Origin of the sequence: Acidovorax sp. DW039 (genome assembly GCF_037101375.1) — a bacterium.
GTDB lineage: Bacteria > Pseudomonadota > Gammaproteobacteria > Burkholderiales > Burkholderiaceae_C > Acidovorax.
The window spans coordinates 1,745,023-1,762,533 of sequence record NZ_AP029019.1; the positions used below are offsets into that span (position 1 = coordinate 1,745,023).

A 17,511-nucleotide genomic window follows, 5' to 3' on the forward strand; every position below is an offset into this window, starting at 1 on the left:
CGCTTGGTGCGGTTCTCACTCCCCCTGCGATCCTCGGTGTGCCCAGCGGGTGGTGCGCTTTTCCACCCAGCTGAACAATTCGTACATCGCCATCGCCATCGCGCCCACCACCATCAGCCCGGCAAACGCCAGGCCCATCTGCATGGACGAGCCCGCGCTGATGAGCAGGTAGCCGATACCTTCGTTGGCAGCGGTCATCTCACTCACCGTGGTGCCCACAAAGGCCAGGGTAATGGCGACTTTGAGAGAGCCATAAAAGTAGGGCAGCGAGCGGGGCAGCCCCACCTTGGTCAGCACGTCCCAGCGCTTGGCACCCAGCACGCGCAGCACGTCTTCCAGCTCGGGCTCCAGTGTGGCCAGGCCCGTGGCAATGTTGACCATGATGGGAAAGAAGCTGATGAGGAAGGCTGTGAGGATGGCTGGCCCCACGCCAATGCCGAACCACACCACCAGAATGGGCACGAACGCCGCCTTGGGCAGGGCGTTGAAGGCTGTCATCAGCGGGTACATGGCAGCGTAGGCCAGGCGAGAGCTGCCGATGACAAAGCCCAGCAGCACACCCACCACGATGGCGATTGCAAAGCCCGCCATGGTGACCCAGAAGGTGCGCCAGGCGTGGCCTGCAATGACGCCCCCAAACTCCACCAGCTGCGTGCCAATGGCCCAGGGGCTGGGGAAGATGAACTCAGACACATTGAAGGCCGAGCAGATGATTTGCCACAGCAGGATGGTGGCCGCCAGCAGCAGCCAGGGGGACCAGCGTTCTACGGTTTTTTTGTGCATGGGGGTCTCTGGTCTTATTGCGGGATGGGTGCGCCTGCTTTTCCTGCACCCTGGCGAAGAGCCCCGATGTGACCGCGCAGCTCGTGCACGATGTCGGTGAACTCTTTGGAGTAGGTCACCTCCAGGTCGCGGGGGCGGGGCAGCTCAATCTCGCGCCGCACCACAAACCGGCCGGGGCTCTTGCTCATCACATACACCGTGTCGGCCAGGAAAACGCTCTCACGCAGGTCGTGCGTCACCAGGATCACGTTGAATTTCTGCTCGGCCTGCAGGTCGCGCAGAATGCACCACAGCTCCTCGCGGGTGAAGGCATCGAGCGCGCCGAAGGGCTCGTCCAGCAGCAACATCTTGGGTTCGTGGATGAGGGCGCGGCAAATGCTTGCGCGCTGCTGCATCCCCCCTGACAGCTGCCACGGAAACTTGTCCTCGTAGCCACCCAGCCCCACCTTTTGCAGCAGCTTGCGGGCGCGCTCCTCGTATTCCTTGCGCTTGTGCTTGAAGTTGCTGCGGAAGGGCTCTACGATCTCGAGCGGCAGCAGCACGTTGTCGACCGTGGTGCGCCATGGCAGCAGCGACGGAGCCTGAAAGGCCATGCCCGAAATCTTGAGGGGGCCCGTCACGGGCTTGCCATCGATCAGGATCTTGCCCATGGAGGGCATCTTCAAACCGGTGGCCAGCTTCATGAAGGTGGACTTGCCACAGCCCGACGGCCCCACGATGGCGATGAACTCACCCTGGCGGATTTGCAGGTCGATGGCCTCGACGGCAAAGTGGTTCTGCGCGAGCAGCTCGTCGTTGTAGGCGAGCCAGACGTCGCGGAAATCCACGAAATAGGAGTCGTTAGCCTGCATGGTGATGGATGAAAAGTGCCGCCAGCGCTTATGGAGTAAGCGCAAGCAGCTATTGAATTGATAGTGAAAGGCCGCGTTGCTTCTGTGTTACTTCTTCGGCAGGATGTTCAGCTCTGCGGCGCTGGGTAGGAAGCTGCCGTTCCACACATCGTCTGGGTTCACGCGGGTTTTGGTGTTGAACGCGTCCGACACCTGCGACGCCATCAGCGACAGGCGGCCGGGTTTGGCCTGGCCAAAGCCCTCGGCGCGCGCGTCGGGGCTGTTGATGACGGTGTCGATCGCCAGTTGCAGGCGGCGTGTTTCCAGCGCCACGTTCACAATGCCGTCGCGTGCGCGCACATGCTCGATGGCGGCAGCGGGGTTGGCCATGACTTCCTTGGCGCCCTTGGTGAAGGCGGACAGGAAGGCTTTGATCGCCGCCGGGTTCTCCTTGATGAGCTTGGGCGAGGCAATGATCACGTTGCCATACAGCTTCACGCCGTAGTCGGCATAAGGCAGCACCACCACATCCGCAGTCTTGATGCCGCGGGCCTCCAGGTTCAGCAGCGAAGTGAAGGTGAAGCCGGTAATCGCGTCCACATCGCCGCGCACCAGCATGGTTTCGCGCAGTGGCGGGTCCATGGCGGTCCATTGCACGTTGCCGACCTTGTTGGCCTTCTGGAAGATGGGGAAGGCACGGCGGCCTGCGTCAAACACCGGGGCTCCCAGCTTTTTGCCCGCCAGGTCTGCGGGCGTGTTGATGCCGCTTTTCTTGAGCGCCATCACCGAAGCGGGCGTGTTGTTGTAGACCATCATCACCGCCACGGGCTTGTTCTGCGCGTCGGGGTTGTTGGCGTGGAACTCCATCACAGCGGCCAGATCGGCAAAACCCATGTCGTAGGTGCCCGATGCTACGCGCTGCACCGCGCCGCCCGAGCCGTTGCCTGCGTCTACGGTCACGTCCAGCCCCGCGGCCTTGAAGTAGCCTTTGGCCGCGGGCTGCAGGAACAGGGCCGCAGGCCCCTCAAAGCGCCAGTCAAGCTGGAACTTGATAGGCGTGCTCTGCGCGTGCGCTGCCGAGAATGCGCCCACCAAGGCCAAGGCTGCTGCGGTTTGCACGAACGTTCTTTTCTTCATGGAAATAGCTCCTGGCGCACGCCAAAAATGGTTGTAGAACCTGTTCAACAAGGGGACAGACACCCGCACGGGTAGTGCGGTGCTGTCATGGGGACTGTTCAGCAAAAACGATGCCCGTTTTGGTTCGATTTGCAGCGCATGGACAGGGTTTGTCCAGCATCAAAAAACATTGTTCACCGAAGTGGTGCGCACGGGCATGGAGGGTTTCCCGAAATGGTGCGGTGTGGGGCAGCTTTGTGGCAGAAGTGTGTCCGCATCCCGGAGCCGCCGTGCGCAGGCGCAACGGATTGGGAGAAACACGCAGACAGGGGGCGGGTGCCGGTGGTACAACGAAGTGCAGCATCCGCAAACCGATGGCGAGGTGTTCAGGATGTTCTGCATAGCCCTCGCGGGTTGGTGGTGGTGCGGCTCGGGGTAGGCCGCAAGGCGTCTTTTGGAGTCAACAGCCCGGCTATTGGCAAGAAAAGCAACGCAGCGGACGGCTCAGGCCGCGCTATCACAGGCCGCAGGGAGTTATGCAGGACTTCCTCTACCCCACGGTGGCACCGCAACCACGGCCGGGTGCGCAGTCCGCTGCTTGGCACTGCAGTTACAGGGGCGCAGCGGGCTTTTTAAAGACCCACAAGAGGGCTGACCTATGCCACACCTGACCGAGTTTTTCGAAAACGTGCAATTGCCCACCATGCCCGACGTGGCGCGGGAACTGGTGGCGACGATGCAGGACGACGACATCCCGTTTGAGAAGGTGCGCAGCGCCATTGCGCGAGACCCGGCGTTGACCGCCAAGCTCATTCGCCTGGCCAACAGCGCGCGTTTTGGCCTGCAGCGGCAGGTGGCTTCTCTGGATGATGCGCTCACCCTGGTGGGGCTCAACCAGGTGCGCACCCTGGCGCTGGCGGCCAGCACGGCGGGCATGTTCAAGGATATGCCCGGAGTGGATGCCGATGCCTTCTGGAAGGAAAGCATGGCCACTGCGGGCTATGCCCAGTGGTTGGCGCGCACGCTGGGCTCAGACGTGCAGCAGTCTTGGCTGGCGGGATTTCTGGTGCGCATTGGCGAGCTGATCATTGCCCAGAAGGCGCCGGAACAGATTCCTGCCATCGAGCAGCTGCCCCACCATGCGGGCGGACGGTGGGAGCGTGAAAAACTCTTGCTCGGCTTCACAGAAGCCCAGGTCACCGCTGAGCTGGCCCGTCGCTGGCGCTTTCCGGAAACCATCGTGCGTGCGCTGGAGACGGCAGAGGACCCCGTCGCGGCCACGCCCTTCTGTCGTCTGGGGGGTATCGTGCATGTGGCCATGCTGCTGGCAGAAATTGGCCTGGAGGAGCCCATGTCGCCCGAAGAGACCATCGCCAGCCTGCCCCAGGAGATCCGCCAGGCCCTGCAGCTCGATTCCGCCTGGCTCGTCACCCATCTGCCGCCGGTGGCTGATTTCGTGGATGTGCCAATACGCTGAATGCATCGGCGTTTGCCTGCACACCGTAAAACAAAAGGGCCCACGCGGGCCCTTTTTCTTTGCTTACTACGGCATGGCTGCCGCGTTGGTTGCGCGCAGCAGCCTGCGGTGGTTCAACGGGGGCGTGCCGCCGCGCTGGCCACAGCCAGTGCGGTCATATTGAACACCCGGCGCACCGTGGCGGCTGGCGTCAGGATGTAAGCCGTGGCAGCCGCACCCATCAGGATTGGCCCCACCGTCACACCACCGCTGGTGGTGGTTTTGAGCACGTTGTAGAGGATGTTGGCTGCATCGATATTCGGGCAGATCAGCAGATTGGCCGAGCCGCTGAGCGTCGAATCCGCTTCCGTCATGTAGGTCTTGCGGATGTTGGGTTCCAGCGCGGCGTCACCGTGCAGTTCGCCGTCGCACTCGATCTCGGGATGGGCGGCCACGAACAGGTCACGGGCCTCGCGCATCTTGCGTGCTGATGCACGCTTGGAGGACCCGTAGCTGGAGTGCGACAGGAAGGCCACCTTGGGTGGCAAGCCAAAGCGCTGCACTTCCTGCACCGACATCCAGGCAATGTCGGCCAGTTGCTGGGCCGTGGGGTCCTCGTTCACATAGGTGTCCGCAATGAACAGGGTGCCGTTGCGGTCTGTCATCAGCGCATTCAGCGCAGCGTAGTTCGTGGCGCCAGGGGCGTGGCCCAGAATGTTGTTGATGCGCTCCAGGTGCGTCTCATAGGTGCCCACCAGTCCGCAAATCATGGCGTCCGCATCGCCCAGCTTCACCATCAGCGAGGCAATGATGGTGTTGGAGCGGCGCACCGCGGCCTTGGCCACCTCGGGCGTTGCGCCATTGCGCTTCATGAGCTGGTGGTAGGTTTCCCAGTACTGGCGGAAGCGTGGGTCGTCCTCAGGGTTGCAGATCTCCACATCCTTGCCGGGCTGCATGCGCAGGCCTGCTTTTTCGATGCGGGCGGCAATCACCGCAGGGCGGCCAATCAGGATGGGGTGGGCAATCTTGTCGTCGATGGCCATCTGGGCTGCACGCAGGGCGCGCTCGTCTTCACCGTCTGCGTAGGCCACACGCTTCTGGCCTTCGGGCAGGGCCTTTGCGGCGGTGATCACCGGGCGCATCAGCATGCCTGTCTGGTACACAAAGCGCGACAGGTTTTCCTTGTACGCCTCCATGTCTTCAATGGGGCGGGTGGCCACTCCAGACTCGGCAGCAGCTTGCGCCACGGCAGGGGCAATCTTGAGGATGAGGCGCGAGTCAAATGGCGTGGGGATCAGGTAGTCGGGGCCAAAGGTCAGTTCCTTGCCCGCATAGGCGTTGGCCACTTCTTCGCTGATGTCGGCCTTGGCCAGATCGGCAATCTGGCGCACGCAGGCCAGCTTCATGGCTTCGGTGATCTTGGTGGCACCGCAGTCCAGCGCGCCACGGAAGATGTAGGGGAAGCACAAAACGTTGTTGACCTGGTTGGGGTAGTCCGAACGGCCGGTAGCGATGATGCAGTCGGGCCGCACGGCCTTGGCCAGTTCGGGGCGGATCTCGGGCTCGGGGTTGGCCAGCGCCAGGATGATGGGCTTGGGGGCCATGGTCTTGACCATCTCTGCCGTCAGTACGCCGGGCGCAGAGCAGCCCAGGAACACGTCTGCGCCATTCACCGCATCGGCCAGCGTGCGCGCTTCGGTTTTCTGTGCGTACTGGGCCTTGGATTCGTCGTAGCCACCGGGGCGGCCTTCGTAGATCACGCCTTTGGAGTCGCACACAAAGATGTTTTCGCGCTTGACGCCCAGGCCCACCATCACGTTCAGGCAGGCAATGGCAGCAGCGCCCGCGCCGGACACGGCCACCTTCACCGCACCAATGTCCTTGCCCACCAGCTCCAGCCCGTTGAGCAGCGCCGCACTGCTGATGATGGCCGTGCCGTGCTGGTCATCGTGGAACACCGGAATGTTCATGCGCTTGCTCAGCTCGCGCTCGATGTAGAAGCACTCGGGGGCCTTGATGTCTTCCAGGTTGATGCCGCCCAGCGTGGGCTCCAGACTGGCAATGATCTCGATCAGCTTGTCGGGATCGCGCTCGGCTAGCTCAATGTCAAACACATCCACACCGGCGAACTTCTTGAACAGGCAGCCCTTGCCTTCCATGACAGGCTTACCTGCCAGCGGGCCAATATCACCCAGGCCCAGCACGGCTGTGCCATTGGTAATCACTGCGACCAGGTTGCCGCGCGAGGTGTAGTCAAACGCCTTGGAGGGATCGGCCTGAATGTCCAGGCAGGGGTAAGCCACGCCGGGCGAATACGCCAGAGACAGGTCGCGCTGGTTGGACAGCGGCTTGGTGGGCGTGACGGAAATCTTGCCCCGGCTGGGGTTGCGGTGGTATTCGAGCGCGGCTTCGCGCAGGGCCTGTTCGGCGGCAGACAGGTTCTGTGTCATAGAGAGAAAAGTGTGTGCGAGACGGTTCGAGGGAGCTTAATGCATGTCTGGTTCAGCATGGCTGGTGCCCTCATGCGTTGTGTGCATGAATTGATCAACGCGAGTGGAGCCGTGATGAGGCTCTGAGCCCATGCGTTGCAGAGGGTGGGGGTGCAACGGGGTAGCAAGCGTAAACGAATGGACCTAGCAGAAAAAAGCCCGGGCGCTATGGTGCCACAGGGCGCTGAAAGATATCGGATTTGACGAATGCGTGCTTCTGATCTGATGACTGTGCGCGCATGCCGTTGCACGCAACGCAGCCGTTCAGATGCTGCAATTGCGTGGCAACCTTCTTATTAAAGTGAGGGCAAACGTTGGGTGCTGGAAAGAAGCCCGGAGGATGCGCCATGAGAGTCCAGCGTAAAGCCTGCCACAGTGCGTGACAGGTTGTGGGCCTGCTCGTTCAAGACGGCGGACGCCGCGGTGGACTCCTCGACCAGGGCTGCGTTTTGCTGTGTAGCTCGGTCCATCTCGGTCACGGCCTGATTGATCTGGCTGATACCGGAGCTTTGTTCAGCCATGGACCCATTGATCTCCCCAATCGTGAGCGTTACGCGCTGAATGCTCTGAACGATGGCCGCCATGGTTTCGCCCGCTGCGCGAACCCGCTCTGAGCCCGTCATCACGCTGGCGCTGGATGCGTCGATCAGTGTCTTGATCTCCCGCGCTGCCTCTGCGCTGCGCTGAGCCAGGCTGCGTACTTCGCTGGCTACCACAGCAAAACCTCTGCCTTGTTCACCCGCTCTGGCTGCCTCTACCGCAGCGTTCAGGGCAAGGATGTTGGTCTGGAAGGCGATCGAGTCGATCACGCCAATGATCTCTCCGATCTTGGCAGACGCCTTGGAAATGTCGTCCATGGTGGCAACGGCACTGGCGACCACTTCGCCACCCTTGAGTGCTGAGGCGCTGGCTTCACCTGCCAGCTTGGTGGCCAGGCTGGCGGAGTCGGCAGATTGCTTCACGGCCACGGTGAGTTGCGACAGGGATGCCGATGTCTCCTGCAAGCTGCTGGCAGAGCCCTCCGTCCGGTTGGACAAGTCTTGGTTGCCTGCACGTATTTCATCGGTGGCAGTCTTCATCGACTCAACCCCGTTGCGCACATCCTTGAGCACGGTGCTGATCTGCTCCACAAACTTGTTGAAGGACGATGCGATTTGCGCCACCTCGTCCTGCCCAGAAACCGGCAACCTTTGTGTCAGGTCACCGCCTCCCGAGCCAATCTTGTCCATGGCATCTCTCACCTGCGAGAGGCGACGGAACGAAGTAGCGGTAAGCAGGCCTGCAATACCTGCAGCGCCCAGTGCCAGCAGAACGATTGCTATGGCCAGCGTCTGAAGGACGCTGCGCAGCCCCGCGGTAGCTTCTGCCTTATCCAGCGCTACGACCAATATCCAATCTGTGCCCTGAACCTGTCGGCCTTTGAGCAGCTTGCTGGCTCCGGCCATTTCCACCTCCAGCGGCTTGCTGGTTTTGCTGAACTCAGCAAGAGCTGTGGGTATGAGCAGGGGGGATATTTCTGTTGCGGGCTTGAGCGCCAGTTTGGCATCTGCGTGCGCCAGGATCAGTCCATCGCTGTTGACCACAAAGCCCATGCTGCTGGGTGTGGGGCGTATGGTGGAAACCACTTCACGCACGCCATCCAATGGCACTGCACCGCTCACCACGCCAGCGAGCTTGCTGTCACGCAGCATGGGCGCTACGAACGCAACATAGGGCACGCCGGTCGTGGAATCGCCATAGGGCTTGGTCACAGACAGCTTGCCTGCCTGCGCCGCCGTTTTGTACCAGGGGCGGGCTGTAGGGTCGTAGCCGGGGGCCGTGGATGTGGTGGAAAAAAATGTCTTGTCTTCCCAGCCTACGGTGGTGATGGGAAAGCCACCCGATTTGCTGAGCTGTTTGACAAAGCCTTGAGGGTCCCCGTGTTCGACCACTGCTGCAGTGGCTTGCACTGCCAAGCCCTTGGCCGCCACCCACTGGTCAATCGCTGTCGCGTTGCCTGCGGTGATGGCGTCCAGATCCTGCTCAATGGTGGCAAAGGTGTTGGAGCGGGTGATGGTGTAGGTCGCCGCTCCCGTCACCGCCAGCGCGCCCACCACAGTGGCGGTGCTGATGGTGAGGATCTTGGCGCGCAGTGTCTGGATCATGAAAGCGCTTTCAAAAAGAGGCTCAGAAAATTACACATCGAATTCGCTCTGTCCTTGCATTTATTTACAAAACTGTTGCGTAGAAGCCCAAGCGCCAGGATCCTCTTCCAACGATGACTCGTTACTGCTCTTCTGGCACTGGCTTTCCATCTAGCACAGCCTGTGCCCGTTGCCGGTCAATGTCACCTTCCCACGCGGCAATCGCAACGGTGGCCACACAGTTGCCGATCAGGTTGCCCAGTGCGCGGGCAATGCCCATGAACCAGTCGACCGAGAGCACCAGCACCAGACCAATGGCCGGGATGGCAGGAATGGCCTGCAAGGTGGCTGCCAGCACCACGATGGCAGACCCGGGCACGCCGTGTGCCCCCTTGGATGTGACAAGGGAAATGGCCAAGATGGTCAGCAGGTCGGTCATGCTGATGGGCGTGTTGGTGGCCTGGGCAATGAACACTGCCGCCAGGGTGATGTAGATCGAGAACGCGTCCAGGTTGAACGAATAGCCTGTAGGGATGACCAGCCCCACGGTGGAGTCGCGCACGCCCAGGTGTTTGAGCTTGGCCATGATCTGGGGCAGCACGCTGTCGGAAGAAGTCGTTGCGAATACCACCGCAAGTTCTTCGCGCAGATAGCGCAGCAGCTTGAACAGGCTCAACCCCGACAGACGCATGACGGTTCCGAGCACCACCACCACAAACAGCACGACTGCCGCATAGAAGAGGCCCACCAGCATGCCCAGCTGCTTGAGCGAGCCCACACCATACTTGCCCACGGTGAATGCCACCGCGCCCAGCACCCCGAGCGGGGCCAGCTGGATGATGAGGCCCATCGCGCGGAACAGCACGGTAGAGAACTCTTCGATCAGGCTCACTACGCCTTTGCCGCGATCTCCCACCAGCGCCAGGGCGCATCCGAACACGATGGAGAACAGCAGCACCTGCAGTACGTCGCCCGAAGCAAATGCGCTGATGGCCGTGGTGGGAATGAGCTTGAGCATGAAGTCGCTGAACCCGCCCCCGGACAGCTTGTGCGCGTTGTCTGCATAACTGCTCATGGCTGAAGCGTCGAGCGCCTTGGGGTCCACATTCATGCCCACACCGGGCTCAAACACAAACGCCAGTACCAGACCCAGCACCAGTGCAATGCTGGTGATGACTTCAAAATAGATCAGCGATTTGACGCCCAGCCTGCCCACCCGCTTCAAGTCGCCAGTGCCCGCAATGCCGTGCACCACCACGCAGAAAACAATCAGCGGGACCAGCATCTTGATCAGCTTGATGAATCCGTCGCCCAGCGGTTTGAGCTGCACGGCCCATTGCGGCCACAGCAGCCCCACCAGAACACCGGCGATCAATGCCAGCACCACCCGGCCAAACAGTGAGCGAAAGAAACGTTGCATGAAAGGTCCCTGTTGATTGGCAATTTCTGTACGCGAAAATTGCATACAAAAAGTGTAGACATGAATGACTGCAAGGGACTGCGGGTTATCCCTGCTCAGGGGGCATGCGGGCACAAAAAGCCGGGCGCAGGGGCCCGGCTTGGTATGGGTGAGGGGATGGCGAGTTGCCTGTGCGTCAGCTCAGCAGGTCACTCAGTGCGCGCGCAATCACCTTGGTGGCGCGGCGCAGGTCTTCCAGCTCGATGCGTTCATCCGCCCGTTTGGCGTGTGATTCGAGCACGGTGCGCGGTCCCGCGCCGTAGATCACGCCGGGGATGCCACGCTCTACATACAGGCGCACGTCGGTGTACAGCGGTGTGCCCACGGCAGGCACAGGCTCGCCGATCACGGCCTGGGCGTGTTTCTGGATGGCATCGACCAGCGGTGCGTTGCCTGTCAGTGGGGTCATGGCGTTGGCCAGCAGCAGGCGCTTGATTTCAACGCTGATGCCTGTGCGCTCGCCTGCGGCCTGCTCAATGATGCGGCGGATGGTCGCTTCCACCTCGGCAGGGTTTTCCTCGGGGATCATGCGGCGGTCCAGCTTGAACATCACCTTGCCGGGCACCACGTTGGTGTTGGTGCCGCCCTCAATGCGGCCCACGTTCAGGTAGGGGTGCTTGATGCCCGCGACGTTAGACGTGACCTTCTTGTACTCGTCGTTCTGCGCGTACAGCGCATTCAGGATGTGCACCGCACCCTGCAGTGCGTCCACGCCCGTATGCGGCACGGCGGCGTGGGCCATCTTGCCGTGCACGGTCACTTCCATCTGCAGGCAGCCGTTGTGGGCGGTGACGACTTCGTAGCTGAAGCCTGCGGCAATCATCAGGTCGGGCTTTGTGAGTCCGTTTTTCAGCAACCAACCGGGGCCCAGTTCGCCGCCAAATTCTTCGTCGTAGGTGAAGTGCAGCTCCACCGCGCCCTTCGCGGGCTTGGCCACGGCTTCGAGCGCGCGCACGGCAAAGGTGAACGATGCAAAGTCGCTTTTGCTCACTGCCGTGGCGCGGCCGTACATCTTGCCATCGGCAATCTCGCCGCCGTAGGGGTCGTGCGTCCAGCCTTCGCCGGGTGGCACCACGTCGCCGTGGGCGTTCAGGGCGATGGTCTTGCCTCCGCTGCCATCCGGGCTGCCATAGGGCCTGCGCACGATGAGGTTGGTGATGGATTCCATGCCATAGGCCCGCACATCAGCGGCGGGCACGGCGTGCTTTTCAGCCTCGTAGCCAAAGTCTTTGAGCAGCTCGGCCGTGCGTTCGGCGTGGGGTGCGTTGTTGCCGGGTGGCGTGTCGGTGGGCACACGCACCAGGGCCTGCAGAAAGCGCACTTCGTCGTCAAAGTGCTGGTCGATCCAGGCGTCCAGCGCGGCGTAGTTGTGGGGGGTGGTCATGGTTGTGTTTCCTCGGCAAGCTGGTGCAGCACATGGGTGAAGGCATCAATGGCCAACTGCATGTCGTGGTTGGTGGTGGATTCGAGCGGGTTGTGGCTGATGCCCGAGTTTTGCCCGCGTACGAACAGCATGGCCTGGGGCATGATTTCGTGCAGCTTCATCGCATCGTGCCCCGCGCCGCTGGGCATGCGGAACACGGGCAGGCCCAGGGCATCCACCGCGCGCTCCCAGTGGTGCTGCAGGGCGGGCGCGCTGGGCGCGGCGGCGGCGCGCATGGATTCCTCAAGGGTGTAGCGCAGGCCACGGCGTTGGGCGATGCGGGCCAGTGTGTCGAGTACGTCGCGCACCAGCGCATCGCGCTGGGCATCGGTGGGTGCGCGCAGGTCCAGGGAGAAGCTGCAGCGCCCCGGCACCACATTGATGGAGCCACCGGGCACGTTGAGCAGACCGATGGTGCCCACTGAGTCGCCATCCTGCGCGGCACGCTGCTCCACATACAGCGCCAGCTCGGCCACGGCGACGGCCGCATCGCGGCGGCGGTCCATGGGGGTGGTGCCAGCGTGGCTGGCTGTGCCGATCATCTCGGCCACAAAGCGCACACCGCCGTTGATGGAGGTGACCACGCCCAAGGGCAGATCCAGCTCGTTGAGCACCGGGCCCTGCTCGATATGCACTTCGATGAAGCCCAGATATTGCGCCGGGTCGCGCTGCAGCTTGGCAATGTCGCCAATGCACAGCCCCGCGTGCTGCATGGCCTCGCGCATGGTCACGCCATCGGCATCTTTTTGATCGAGCCAGGCGGGGTTGAAGTGCCCGATGAGCGCACCCGAGCCCAGGAACGTAGCCTTGTAGCGCTGGCCCTCTTCTTCGGCAAACGCCACCACTTCGATGCCAAACGGCAGGCGCTTGCCAGCGCGGTGCAGCTCGCGCACGCAGGCCATGGGCACAAAGATGCCCAGGCGCCCGTCGTACTTGCCGCCGTTGCGCACGGTGTCGTAGTGCGATCCGGTCATGAGGTAGCGCGCACCGTCTGTAGCCGGGTGGTAGCGGCCCACCACGTTGCCCACGGCGTCGATCTCCACGCTGTCAAACCCGCAGTCGCGCATCCAGTGGCTGATGCGCTGTGCGCAGGCGCGGTGCGCGTCGGTGAGGTAGGTGACGGTGAGCTGGCCCTTCTCGGCAAAGCCGGGGTCTGAGTGCTGGGCCAGTTGCTCCTGCCAGTCCCATACATCGTTGCCCAGCACGGGCTCGGTGGCGAACTTGTCGGCCAGCCGAATCTCGGCAATGCGGTGGATGTTGCGCAGCGCCTCGGCCAATTCAAACTCGGGGTGGTTATCGAGCCGCCGGGCAAAGGTGTCGATGATTTCGCGCTTGCTGAGGCCCGTGCCACGCGGCCCGCGCACAGCCAGGATGAACGGGAAGCCAAAGCGCTCGTTGTACGCCGCGTTGAGCTGCTGGATACGCTCAAACTCCTCGGGCGTGCATTGTGTGAGGCCCGCCTTGCTTTGCTCGTTGGCAGATTCGGCCGTGAGGCTTTGGGCCACCATGGCCTTGCCTGCCAGCTCAGGGTGGGCGCGGATCAGGCCCAGTTGCGCATCGGTGCCCGCGGTGCGCACCACCTGCGCCATAGCGTGCTGCAGGTGCGCCAGGCTGCGAAAGGGCCGCTGCGCCAGGGCCTGCTCGGCAATCCAGGGCGAGTGTTCGTACAGCCCGTCCAGCAGCGCCAGCGCTTCGGCGGGGCTGGCGGCGTTGAGTTGTTCCAAGGTCAATGGCATGGTAGGTGCTTCAAAAAAGTGAGCTGCTTGCGCTTGCTGGATAAGCGCTGGAGGCCGATTTGATTCATGTATGGGTCATCCATGGGCTCACACGGCGGGCGCGGGATGGAGTTGCGCCCAGTGGCGGGCAATGTCGATGCGCCGCGCCACCCACACCTTGTCGTGCTGTGCAATGTGGTCGAGGAACCGCTGCAACGCGGTGATGCGCCCTGGACGGCCCAGCAGGCGGCAGTGCATGCCAATGCTCATCATCTTGGGCGCGTTGTCGCCAGCGGGGTCGCCCTCGGCGTACAGCGCGTCGAACGTGTCCTTCATGTACTGGAAGAACGGGTCGGCATGCGAGTAGCCCTGGGGCAGGGCAAAGCGCATGTCGTTGCAGTCCAGTGTGTAGGGCACGATGAGCTGGTGCGCCATGCTGCCGTCGGTCTTCTGCACCTTCATCCAGAAGGGCAGGTCGTCGCCGTAGTAGTCGCTGTCGTATGCAAAGCCGCCGTAGTCTGCCACCAGGCGGTGGGTGTTGGGGCTGTCGCGGCCGGTGTACCAGCCCAGGGGGCGCTCACCCGTCATGCGCTGGATGATCTCCATGGCCTCGTGCATGTGGGCGCGCTCCACGGCTTCGGGCACGTTCTGGTAGTGAATCCACTTGAGGCCGTGGCAGGCAATCTCATGGCCCAGCTCCACGAAGGCGGCCGTGAGATCGGGATGGCGCTGCAGCGCGGTGGATACACCGAACACGGTGAGCGGAAGCTGGCGTTTTTCAAACTCGCGCAGGATGCGCCACACACCTGCACGCGAGCCGTATTCGTAGATGCCTTCCATGCTCATGTGCCGCTCGGGGTAGCTGGCGGGGTTGAACATTTCAGACAAAAACTGCTCGCTGCCCGCATCGCCGTGCAGCGTGGCGTTCTCGCCGCCTTCCTCGTAGTTCAGCACAAACTGCACCGCGATGCGCGCGCCGCCGGGCCACTGGGCGTGGGGCGGGTTCTTGCCGTAACCGATCAGGTCGCGAGGGTAGGGGCCGGTGGCGTCGTAGATCATGGTGTGAGGTGTGCTCTGAGGGGGGCGTGGAGTGGTGTCAGGACAGGGCCAGCGACAGGTCGTTGGCTGGAGGCGGGCGGTCAAACGTCAGGCTTTCTTCCACATGCAACAGGTGTTCCTGCATGAGTTGAACCGCCAACTCTTCGTCTTTGGCGGCAAGGGCCTTCACGATGTCGGCGTGCTCTTCGTGCGAGTGGGCGGCTGCCGATGCGCTCTGGTACATCAGCGTGATGAGCGAGCAGCGCGAGATCAGGTCGCCCAGCATTTGGGCCAGCACCTGGTTGCCCATCAGCTCCGCCATGCGCACATGGAAGTCGCCCAGCAACTCGGTGCGCTCAGGCGCGTCCCCTTGGGCTACAGCGGCCTTTTCGCGCGCCACGTGTTCACGTAGGGCCTTGAGCTTGGCTGCGGTGACCTGGCGAATGAAGGCGCGCACCATCTCGGCCTCCAGCATGCGGCGCACGGCAAACACCTGCTTGGCTTCTTCGGCAGAGGGGGCCGCCACAAAAGCGCCCCGCGCAGGCTCCAGCCGCACCAGGCGGTTTTGCGCCAACTGAAACAGGGCCTGGCGCACCAGCGTGCGCGAAACCCCAAAATGGTCTGCCAGCTTTTGCTCTGCCAGCTTGGTGCCCGGCTGCAAACGGTGCTCCACGATGGCACGCGTCAGCCGCTGAACAATCTGGCCGGTGGTTGAGTTATCCATGTCTTTCATGATAGCGGCATGCGCCAATGTGTATACAGTTTTGGTGGACTGTTTTTGTCCACCTAGGGAATCTCTGTACGCGTTCTGCGCTTGTCGGGCGGGATGTGTGCGCTTTTCAGTGCCGCACTCTGGTGGTGCTTTGTTTTGTCATCCTTTGGTGCAGCACTGCATTGGTGCATGGTGGCATCAATGCCCTGGTGAGCTGTTTGCAAAACGCTCTGCCAGAAAGTCCACGAAGGCGCGCACCCGTGCTGCCGATTGGTGGTGCTGGGGGTAGATCGCATGGATGTCGGCCGCAGGCGTCTGGAAGTCTGCCAGCACCTGTACCAGTCGGCCGCTGCGCAGGTAGCGGGCCACGTCCCATTCGGCGCGCATCACAATGCCGTGCCCGTCCAGTGCCCAGTTCACGGCAATCTCGCCGTCATTGGTGCTCAGTGCGCCGCGCACCTTCACCACTTCAGTCTTGCGTCCTGCCGTCAATCGCCATTGGCCGTAGGCGTCGTCACCCTGGCGGATACCAATGCAGTCATGGCGCGCCAGATCACTGGGCGTTCTGGGTGTGCCACGGCGTTGCAGGTAGGCCGGTGATGCGCACAGCAAGCGCCGGTTGGGGGCGATGCGCCGTGCAATCACCCGGGCGTCGGGCGGTTCACCAAAGCGTATGCAGACATCAAACGCATCTGCCGCCAGAGGGGGAGGATCTACCGAGAGCTGCAGTTGCACCTGCACCTGCGGATGCTGGCGCACAAATTCAGAGATGCGCAGCGCGATATGGCTGCGCCCAAAGCCCAGTGTGGCGTTGACGCGCAGCAGCCCTTGCGGGGTGCCTGATGTGCGCGACACCAGCTGCTCCATATCGTCAATCTCGGCCAGGATGCGTCGCGCATGCTGCAAGTAGGTCTCGCCCTCTGGCGTGAGGCTTACCCGGCGGGTGGTGCGGTTGAGCAGTTGTACGCCCAGTCGCGCCTCCATTTGCGCCAGCCTTTTGCTGACGGCGGGCGTGGTCACGTTCAACTCGCGTGCAGCGGCAGAGAAGCTGCCACAGCGGGCGAGCAGGCTGAAGAAGCCCATCTCTGAGGGGGCGGAGAGAGGTGTGCTCATTGTTTCTTTGAAGTTAACAATAGGATAACTTGCAGCGCAAATTTATGAATGAGCTGTAGGTAGATTTGCCCTCGTCAGGCGCCTTGGTGGCGCAGCACCCCATAACTCAGGAGACAGGTTCCATGACGAGCAAGACCTACCGCATTGCGTGCATTCCCGGCGACGGCATTGGCAAAGAAGTGATTCCCGCAGGGCAAGAAGTGCTGCAGGCCCTGGCCGCATCGCAACCCGACCTGGCATTTGAATTCACCAGCTACGGCTGGGGTGGCGACTGGTACCGCGCCCACGGCGAGATGATGCCCACCGATGGCCTGGCCCAGCTGCGCGACAAGGACGCCATCCTGTTCGGGTCGGCGGGCGACCCGCACATCCCCGACCACATCACGCTGTGGGGCCTGCGGCTGAAGATTTGCCAGGGGTTTGACCAGTACGCCAACGTGCGGCCTACGCGCATCCTGCCGGGCATTGACGCCCCCCTCAAGCGCTGCGCGCCCAAGGATCTGGACTGGGTCATCGTGCGTGAAAACTCCGAAGGCGAATACGCCGGTGTGGGCGGCCGTGCCCACCAGGGCCACCCCATCGAGGTGGCCACCGACCTGAGCGTGATGACCCGCGCCGGGGTGGAGCGCATCATGCGCTACGCCTTCCGCCTGGCCCAGTCGCGGCCCCGCAAGCTGCTCACCGTCATCACCAAGAGCAATGCTCAGCGCCACGCCATGGTGATGTGGGACGAGATTGCGCAGCAGATCAGCCAGGAGTTTCCCGATGTGAAGTGGGACAAAGAGCTGGTGGACGCTGCCACCGCCCGCATGGTCAACCGCCCGGCCACGCTCGACACCATCGTCGCTACCAACCTGCACGCCGACATCCTCTCGGACCTGGCCGCCGCACTGGCAGGCAGCCTGGGCATTGCCCCCACCGGCAACATCGACCCCGAGCGCCGCTCCCCCAGCATGTTCGAGCCCATCCACGGCTCGGCCTTCGACATCATGGGCAAGGGCCTGGCCAACCCCGTGGGCACGTTCTGGAGCTGCGTGATGCTGCTCGAACACTTGGGCGAGCACGTTGCCGCAAAGCGCCTGATGGCCGCCATCGAGCAAGTCACCGCCGACGCCGCCCTGCACACCGGCGACCTGGGGGGCAAAGCCACCACGGTGCAAGTGACCCGCGCCGTGTGCGATCGGCTGGCCGCCGCCTGAGCGTTCAGCACACCCCCATTCCCTGGTCCATGCACGCTGCCCGGTCAGAGGCGCG

General features: G+C 62.7%; 13 protein-coding genes. 2 read left to right on the forward strand and 11 right to left on the reverse strand.

All coding sequences use genetic code 11. The features are described 5' to 3' along the window. Window positions 1–15 precede the first annotated feature (15 nt). The 3 genes from AACH87_RS07910 to AACH87_RS07920 all read right to left on the reverse strand — a co-directional run bounded on the left by AACH87_RS07910 (window position 16) and on the right by AACH87_RS07920 (window position 2,750). A complete protein-coding gene (locus AACH87_RS07910) occupies window positions 16–783 on the reverse strand; it encodes an ABC transporter permease (RefSeq protein ID WP_338798235.1) in 768 nt (255 codons plus the stop codon). Between the two features lie 14 nt (window positions 784–797). After that, window positions 798–1,634, reverse strand: a complete 837-nt coding sequence (locus AACH87_RS07915) for an ABC transporter ATP-binding protein (protein WP_338798236.1) — start codon at window positions 1,632–1,634, stop codon at window positions 798–800. Between the two features lie 87 nt (window positions 1,635–1,721). Then, window positions 1,722–2,750: an ABC transporter substrate-binding protein gene (locus AACH87_RS07920; protein WP_338798237.1), complete on the reverse strand. Its 1,029-nt coding sequence runs from the start codon at window positions 2,748–2,750 to the stop codon at window positions 1,722–1,724. Window positions 2,751–3,387: 637 nt separating this feature from the next. Between AACH87_RS07920 and AACH87_RS07925 the strand changes: the two genes are divergently transcribed. Beyond that, window positions 3,388–4,206 carry an HDOD domain-containing protein gene (locus AACH87_RS07925; RefSeq protein ID WP_338798238.1) on the forward strand — a complete coding sequence of 273 codons (819 nt, stop codon included), beginning with the start codon at window positions 3,388–3,390 and terminating at the stop codon, window positions 4,204–4,206. Window positions 4,207–4,319: 113 nt separating this feature from the next. On the opposite strand, the gene AACH87_RS07930 is transcribed toward AACH87_RS07925, so the two are convergent. The 8 genes from AACH87_RS07930 to AACH87_RS07965 all read right to left on the reverse strand — a co-directional run bounded on the left by AACH87_RS07930 (window position 4,320) and on the right by AACH87_RS07965 (window position 16,257). After that, the gene (locus AACH87_RS07930; protein ID WP_338798239.1) at window positions 4,320–6,635 is read right to left on the reverse strand and encodes an NADP-dependent malic enzyme; all 2,316 of its coding nucleotides are present in this window, start codon (window positions 6,633–6,635) and stop codon (window positions 4,320–4,322) included. 335 nt (window positions 6,636–6,970) lie between these two features. Continuing rightward, window positions 6,971–8,818: a methyl-accepting chemotaxis protein gene (locus AACH87_RS07935; RefSeq protein WP_338798240.1), complete on the reverse strand. Its 1,848-nt coding sequence runs from the start codon at window positions 8,816–8,818 to the stop codon at window positions 6,971–6,973. Window positions 8,819–8,939: 121 nt separating this feature from the next. Further along, window positions 8,940–10,217 (reverse strand): C4-dicarboxylate transporter DctA, encoded by a 1,278-nt coding sequence (locus AACH87_RS07940; RefSeq protein ID WP_338798241.1) that lies wholly within the window; start codon window positions 10,215–10,217, stop codon window positions 8,940–8,942. 175 nt (window positions 10,218–10,392) lie between these two features. Beyond that, the gene (locus AACH87_RS07945) at window positions 10,393–11,640 is read right to left on the reverse strand and encodes an ArgE/DapE family deacylase (protein WP_338798242.1); all 1,248 of its coding nucleotides are present in this window, start codon (window positions 11,638–11,640) and stop codon (window positions 10,393–10,395) included. Further along, on the reverse strand, window positions 11,637–13,415 hold the full coding sequence (gene uraD / locus AACH87_RS07950; protein WP_338798243.1) for a 2-oxo-4-hydroxy-4-carboxy-5-ureidoimidazoline decarboxylase: 1,779 nt from the start codon (window positions 13,413–13,415) through the stop codon (window positions 11,637–11,639). Before uraD ends, AACH87_RS07945 begins: the two co-directional genes overlap by 4 nt. A gap of 87 nt (window positions 13,416–13,502) precedes the next feature. Further along, window positions 13,503–14,453 (reverse strand): allantoinase PuuE, encoded by a 951-nt coding sequence (gene puuE / locus AACH87_RS07955; RefSeq protein WP_338798244.1) that lies wholly within the window; start codon window positions 14,451–14,453, stop codon window positions 13,503–13,505. Window positions 14,454–14,490: 37 nt separating this feature from the next. After that, complete coding sequence (locus AACH87_RS07960) at window positions 14,491–15,165, reverse strand: GntR family transcriptional regulator (RefSeq protein WP_338798245.1); 675 nt, start codon at window positions 15,163–15,165, stop codon at window positions 14,491–14,493. 177 nt (window positions 15,166–15,342) lie between these two features. Next, on the reverse strand, window positions 15,343–16,257 hold the full coding sequence (locus AACH87_RS07965; RefSeq protein ID WP_338798246.1) for a LysR family transcriptional regulator: 915 nt from the start codon (window positions 16,255–16,257) through the stop codon (window positions 15,343–15,345). 122 nt (window positions 16,258–16,379) lie between these two features. Between AACH87_RS07965 and AACH87_RS07970 the strand changes: the two genes are divergently transcribed. Beyond that, window positions 16,380–17,456: a tartrate dehydrogenase gene (locus AACH87_RS07970; protein ID WP_338798247.1), complete on the forward strand. Its 1,077-nt coding sequence runs from the start codon at window positions 16,380–16,382 to the stop codon at window positions 17,454–17,456. The last annotated feature ends 55 nt before the right edge of the window (window positions 17,457–17,511 follow it).

Bases quoted from the DNA above. Each gene is read 5' to 3' on its own strand.
- uraD (WP_338798243.1), bottom strand. From the start codon at position 13,415: ATGCCATTGACCTTGGAACAACTCAACGCCGCCAGCCCCGCCGAAGCG.
- AACH87_RS07965 (WP_338798246.1), bottom strand. From the start codon at position 16,257: ATGAGCACACCTCTCTCCGCCCCCTCAGAGATGGGCTTCTTCAGCCTG.
- AACH87_RS07945 (WP_338798242.1), bottom strand. From the start codon at position 11,640: ATGACCACCCCCCACAACTACGCCGCGCTGGACGCCTGGATCGACCAG.
- AACH87_RS07925 (WP_338798238.1), top strand. From the start codon at position 3,388: ATGCCACACCTGACCGAGTTTTTCGAAAACGTGCAATTGCCCACCATG.
- AACH87_RS07930 (WP_338798239.1), bottom strand. From the start codon at position 6,635: ATGACACAGAACCTGTCTGCCGCCGAACAGGCCCTGCGCGAAGCCGCG.
- puuE (WP_338798244.1), bottom strand. From the start codon at position 14,453: ATGATCTACGACGCCACCGGCCCCTACCCTCGCGACCTGATCGGTTAC.
- AACH87_RS07940 (WP_338798241.1), bottom strand. From the start codon at position 10,217: ATGCAACGTTTCTTTCGCTCACTGTTTGGCCGGGTGGTGCTGGCATTG.
- AACH87_RS07910 (WP_338798235.1), bottom strand. From the start codon at position 783: ATGCACAAAAAAACCGTAGAACGCTGGTCCCCCTGGCTGCTGCTGGCG.
- AACH87_RS07960 (WP_338798245.1), bottom strand. From the start codon at position 15,165: ATGAAAGACATGGATAACTCAACCACCGGCCAGATTGTTCAGCGGCTG.
- AACH87_RS07935 (WP_338798240.1), bottom strand. From the start codon at position 8,818: ATGATCCAGACACTGCGCGCCAAGATCCTCACCATCAGCACCGCCACT.
- AACH87_RS07970 (WP_338798247.1), top strand. From the start codon at position 16,380: ATGACGAGCAAGACCTACCGCATTGCGTGCATTCCCGGCGACGGCATT.
- AACH87_RS07915 (WP_338798236.1), bottom strand. From the start codon at position 1,634: ATGCAGGCTAACGACTCCTATTTCGTGGATTTCCGCGACGTCTGGCTC.
- AACH87_RS07920 (WP_338798237.1), bottom strand. From the start codon at position 2,750: ATGAAGAAAAGAACGTTCGTGCAAACCGCAGCAGCCTTGGCCTTGGTG.